At 71.4% G+C, this 5,172-nt stretch carries 4 protein-coding genes; 3 read left to right on the top strand and 1 reads right to left on the bottom strand.

The genetic code is table 11. From position 1 onward, the window contains the following. Positions 1-780, bottom strand: a 780-nt coding sequence (locus tag NBZ83_RS29820) for a CE1 family esterase (RefSeq protein ID WP_261576284.1), incomplete at its 3' end; no start/stop codon positions are given. A 223-nt stretch (positions 781-1,003) separates the two neighbouring features. Between NBZ83_RS29820 and NBZ83_RS29815 the strand changes: the two genes are divergently transcribed. The 3 genes from NBZ83_RS29815 to NBZ83_RS29805 form a co-directional block, all read left to right on the top strand. Beyond that, positions 1,004-1,564, top strand: coding sequence for a GrpB family protein (locus NBZ83_RS29815; RefSeq protein WP_261576283.1), 561 nt, complete (start codon positions 1,004-1,006; stop codon positions 1,562-1,564). Positions 1,565-2,003: 439 nt separating this feature from the next. Beyond that, positions 2,004-3,722, top strand: a complete 1,719-nt coding sequence (locus tag NBZ83_RS29810; RefSeq protein ID WP_261568326.1) for an NAD(P)/FAD-dependent oxidoreductase — start codon at positions 2,004-2,006, stop codon at positions 3,720-3,722. A 43-nt stretch (positions 3,723-3,765) separates the two neighbouring features. Next, on the top strand, positions 3,766-5,172 hold a 1,407-nt coding region (locus NBZ83_RS29805), incomplete at its 3' end, for an ATP-binding protein (protein ID WP_261576282.1).

Here is a 5,172-nt window from a genome sequence, read left to right as displayed (position 1 = left end):
GGGCTGGGCCGTGCGCGGGATCGGGTTGCAGCCGTAGCGGTCGGCGTAGGCACGGACCACCGCCGGCGCCGCGGGCACCCGGGTCGAGGAGCCCGCCACCACGCCGCCGCCGTAGGGCACCGACGGATCGGCGGTACCGTGCACGGCCATCGTCGCGGGGGCGCGCCCGGCGGGGCAGCGGGCCTCGAAGGTCGAGGAGACCATGGCCACGGCGGCGAACCGGGCGGACCGGCAGACCAGCGCGGCGGCGAACTCGGCGCCGTTGGAATGCCCGGTGGCGTAGACCCGCCGGCCGTCGAGGCAGAACCGGGAGGCGAGGTCGGTTAGCAGGGCGCCGACGAAGCCGATGTCGTCGGCCTTGCCCGGGTCGCTCATCGTGTTCCACCGGCGCGGCGTGCCGAGCGCATCCGGGGTCACCACGACAAAGCCACGCCCGGCGCCGACGACCCCCAGCCGCGACCGCTGTTCCTCCAACGCCGCGTCCGCCCTGAAACCGTGGAAGTCGAACACGACGGGACGGGAGAGTCGCCCGTCGTAATCCACGGGCATCGCCAACCGGTAGGAACGCCGGACCCCGTCATGAACGAGAATGTGCACCCCGCCGGACAGTGGAATGCGGCCGGTGGACGCCGGGCACGCGTCGCCGGCCGACAGGCCGGACGAGCCCGCGGCCAGCCGCAGTGGCGGCGCACCGCCGACCCGGCCAACGGCGGCGCCGGAGCTGTCGGGCAACACCGCCACGGCCATCGACATGACCGCCGCCATGAGGGCGATGCCCATCACGGCGAGCGGCCATCTCGGCGCACTTCCGGTCCGGACCATTCGACCACGGTACGAACGAGGCCCAGGGAACGTAACGTTCGGCTGCGGACAGCTGCCCGACAGTCCGAATCGGGACAGATGCCGTCGCGAGGAACATCGCCGATGCGGCTCGACCTGCCGGGCGGGGCGGAACCGGCCCGCGGGGACGGGACCACGGACTCACACCGACGAGGAACCTCAGGTGCCCCTACCGATCGAGATCACGGACTACAACCCGCGCTGGCCCGACAGCTTCGCGGTCGTTCGTGACCGCCTCGCCCACGTCCTCGGAGTGCTCACGCACCGGATCGAACACGTCGGCAGCACCGCGGTTCCCGGCCTGCCGGCCAAGCCCGTCATCGACATCGACGTCGTCATCCGCACCCGCGACGACCTGCCCGCCGTCATCGCCCGGCTGCAGGCGGCCGGATACCACCACCGGGGCGACCTCGGCATCACCGGACGGGAAGCGTTGCGCACTCCACCGAACACGCCGGCCCACCACCTCTACGTCTGTGCCGCGGACAACCCCGAGCTCGAACGGCACCTGCGCTTTCGCGATGTGCTACGCACCCACCCGCAGACAGCCCAGGCCTACGCGGCATTGAAAAGATCCCTGGCGGCAAAATTCCGTACCAACCGCGACGCCTACACCGAGAGCAAGACGACCTTCATCGAACAGGTACTGGCCAAAGCCATTGCTGACGTTGAATCGCAGGGACACTCGACAGCGTTATCGGCCCGTCGCACAGATCCTCCTTGATCGTCGAATCCACTCGGGACCGCGCAGCGGACCCGAAGATCGCGAAGCATCTCAGGGGTGTTGGAGTGTCGGGCAGGCAGGCCCCGGGCGAGGGACTGTCGCGATCGTTGCGGAACGGGGCTGTCCGGGGCTGTCCGGGGCGGTTTTTCGCACGCGTGAACGCGGCGGGGGGCGGAACCATAGACTGGCGGAATGCGGCGGCGCACGGACGGCACCGGCTCATCCGCGCCCATCCGCCTTCGTCCCGAAGGCGCCGGCCTGCGCCCCGCGGCCGTCCCCGCGGCGGGAGACCCGGTCGCCTGATCGACTTCCACCAGGGCCGCGGCCGCGTCCCGTCGCCCGACCGTCCGTCGCCCGACCGGCCCGTGACCCGCGCTCGACCGCTCCGCATCCGGCACACCGGCACCGCGCCAGCCACCGATCTCCCCGGGGGGCAACCATGACGTCCGCATCGGCTCCGCCCACGCCTGACGCCGCGGCGGCGCCCGGATCGAGGCCGGCCTCCCGGCCGGCGATCCTCACCGTCGACGACGATCCGAGCGTCTCCCGCGCGGTCGCCCGCGACCTGCGGCGCGAGTACGGGGAGCGCTACCGGATCGTGCGCGCCGAGTCCGGTCCGCAGGCGCTCGACGCGCTGCGGGAGATGAAGCTGCGCGGCGACCGGGTCGCCGTGCTGCTCGCGGACTTCCGGATGCCGACGATGAACGGCATCGAGTTCCTCGAGCAGGCCATGGACCTGTACCCGACGGCGCGCCGGGTGCTGCTGACGGCGTACGCCGACACCACCGCGGCGATCGATGCCATCAACATCGTCGATCTCGACCACTACCTGCTCAAACCGTGGGACCCACCGCAGGAGAAGCTCTACCCGGTCGTCGACGGCCTGCTCGACGCCTGGCTCGCCGCCGACCACACCCCCGTCGCCGAGACCCGGGTCGTCGGGCACCGCTGGTCGGCGCGTTCCTACGAGGTGCGCGACTTCCTCGCCCGCAACCAGGTGCCCTACCGCTGGTACCTGTCCGAGGAGCCGGAGGGCGCGCGGCTGCTGGCCGCGGCCGAGGCGTCCCCCGACACACTGCCCATCGTGATCACTCCCGACGGGGTGACGCTGACCGACCCCTCCGACGCCGAGCTCGCCGGCCGGGTGGGGCTGAGCACCTCCCCCACCGCGGACTTCTACGACGTCGTGGTGATCGGCGGCGGCCCGGCGGGACTGGGCTCGGCGGTGTATGCGGCCTCGGAAGGCCTGCGCACCGTCCTCGTCGAGCGCACGGCCACCGGTGGGCAGGCCGGTCAGAGCTCGCGGATCGAGAACTACCTGGGCTTCCCGGACGGCGTTTCCGGCGCCCAGCTCACCGACCGGGCCCGCCGGCAGGCGGTCAAGTTCGGCGCGGAGGTCCTCACCGCCCGTGACGCCGTCGCGCTCGAGGTCTGCGGCCCGGCGCGCACGATCCACTTCGACGACGGCCGGCAGATCTCCGCGCACGCCGTCGTCCTCGCCACCGGGGTGTCCTACCGCCAGCTCACCGCCCCCGGCCTGGACGGGTTCACCGGCCGCGGCGTGTTCTACGGCTCCGCGCTCACCGAGGCGCCCGCCTGCGCCGGGCAGGAGGTGTACATCGTCGGCGGGGCGAACTCGGCCGGTCAGGCCGCGATGCACTTCGCCCGGCACGCCCGGCGGGTCACCCTGGTGGTACGCGGGTCGTCGCTGGAGTCGTCCATGTCCCACTACCTGATCCAGCAGATCGCCGGGGTCCCGGCGATCACCGTGCGGACCTGCACCGAGGTTGTCTCGGCCGAGGGTGACGGCCATCTGGAACGGCTCACGCTGCGGGACAACGCCAGCGGCGAGACCGAGACGGTCGACACCCAGTGGTTGTTCATCTTCATCGGCGCCGCGCCGCGCACGGGCTGGCTCGACGGCGTGCTGACCCGCGACGAACGCGGGTTCGTCCTGGCCGGGCCGGACCTCGTCATCGACGGCCGCCGCCCGCCGGGCTGGTCCCTCGACCGCGACCCCTACCACCTGGAGACGTCGGTTCCGGGGGTGTTCGTCGCCGGCGACGCCCGCGCGGAATCGGTGAAACGGGTGGCCTCGGCGGTCGGCGAAGGTGCCATGGCCATCGCGCTCGTCCACCGCTACCTGGAAAAGCAATGACGTACCTCGCGAAAGCAACGACGGCCGCATCGGGAGAGTAACCATGACGACGGTTCCCTGCGACGTCGACGAGCTGCGCACCCTGTTCCTGTTCGAGAAGCTCACCGACGACCAGCTCCACTGGCTGTGCGAACGCGGGCACGCCGAACTGCTCGAGCCGGGCCCGGTCTACTCCGAGGGCGCGCCGGCGACCTGCTTCTACGTGCTCATCGACGGCGCGCTGGTGATGTCCACCCGGGTGGGTGCGGACGACGTCGAGGTCGTGCGTTCCTCCCAACGGGGGGTGTACGCCGGCGCCTGGCATGCCTACCTCGGCGACCGGGTGCCCCAGCTCTACAAGAACTCGATGCGGGTCACCGAACCCAGCCGCTTCTTCGTCCTCGACGCCGACGATGTGGCCACCGTGATGCGCGAGTGGTTCCCGATGGCCCTGCACATGCTCGAGGGCCTGTTCTTCGGCATGCAGAACACCCAGCAGGTGGTCGGCCAGCGGGAGCGGCTGCTCGCGCTGGGCTCGCTGTCCGCGGGGCTGACCCACGAGCTGAACAACCCGGCGGCCGCGGCCGTGCGGGCCACCTCGGCGCTGCGCGAGCGGGTCGCCGGCATGCGGCACAAGCTCGGCATGATCGCCTCCGGTCCATACGAGCGCACCGAGCTGGAGGTGCTCATCCGCCTGCAGGAGGAGGCGGTGGAGCGGGTGGCGAAGGCGCCGTCCCTCACCCCGATCGAGGTCTCGGACCGCGAGGACCTCATCGGCGACTGGCTGGACGAACGCGACATCGGTGACGCCTGGGACGTCGCGCCGATCTTCGTGCAGGCCGGCCTGGACGTCGCCTGGCTCGACCACGTGGCCGCCTCGGTGCCGGCGGGCGTGCTCGATGGCGCCGTGCGCTGGCTGACCTACACCGTCGAGAGCGAAATGCTCATGCGGGAGATCGAGGACTCCACCACCCGGATCTCCACCCTGGTCACCGCCGCCAAGCAGTACTCACAGATGGACCGGGCGCCGTACCAGACCGTCGACATCCACGAGCTGCTCGACAGCACCCTGATCATGCTCGGCCGCAAGATCGGCGACGACGTCGACATCCGCCGGGACTACGACCGGTCCCTGCCGGTGGTCCCCGCCTACGCCGCCGAACTCAACCAGGTCTGGACGAACCTGATCGACAACGCCGTCGCCGCGATGGACCACCGCGGCACGCTGACGGTGCGCACCTTCGCCGACCACGACACCCTCGTCGTCGAGATCGGCGACACCGGCCCCGGCATCGCCCCCGCCATCCGGGACCGGATCTTCGAACCGTTCTTCACGACGAAGGCGGTCGGCGAGGGCACCGGTCTCGGCCTGGACATCTCCTGGCGGATCGTGGTGAAAAAGCACCACGGCGACCTGCGGGTCACCTCCGCCCCCGGCGACACCCGCTTCCAGGTCCGCCTCCCCCTCGCC

Origin of the sequence: Frankia gtarii, assembly GCF_025403375.1 — a bacterium.
GTDB lineage: Bacteria > Actinomycetota > Actinomycetes > Frankiales > Frankiaceae > Frankia > Frankia gtarii.
This window is presented reverse-complemented; position numbering and strand designations above follow the sequence as displayed.

Bases quoted from the DNA above. Each gene is read 5' to 3' on its own strand.
- NBZ83_RS29810 (WP_261568326.1), top strand. From the start codon at position 2,004: ATGACGTCCGCATCGGCTCCGCCCACGCCTGACGCCGCGGCGGCGCCC.